Source organism: Psychrobacter sp. TB20-MNA-CIBAN-0197 (assembly GCF_040309765.1).
In the GTDB taxonomy this organism is placed as follows: domain Bacteria; phylum Pseudomonadota; class Gammaproteobacteria; order Pseudomonadales; family Moraxellaceae; genus Psychrobacter; species Psychrobacter submarinus.
On the sequence record NZ_JBEOPC010000862.1, the window covers coordinates 1 to 260 of the forward strand.

The following is a 260-nucleotide window of genomic DNA, read 5'->3' on the forward strand; positions in this document are numbered from 1 at the left end:
GGGCTATGAAATGGCCCTGACGCTGGACGACGGCCTCGACACCCTCGATAACCTGATGAGCGGGCCGCGCTTTCTCGTCGCCTCCGATCCTGACGGCGAGCATTTCGCCAACAGCATCGTCTCGGTGCAGGCCGAAGCGCCGATGCGCGTGGTGCATGTCGATCTCGACAACGTCTACGACCCGGACCCGGCCCAGCAGGACATCAACCTCGGCAAACTGGTGCAGCGCATGGCTGACTTGGGCGCCAGCACGGTGTTCC

At 64.2% G+C, this 260-nt stretch carries 1 protein-coding gene; it reads left to right on the top strand.

Annotated features, from left to right (window positions below; all coding sequences use genetic code 11):
- Positions 1-260: poly-beta-1,6-N-acetyl-D-glucosamine N-deacetylase PgaB (locus AAEY83_RS16325; RefSeq protein WP_351060712.1), on the top strand; the 260-nt coding region annotated here is incomplete at both ends.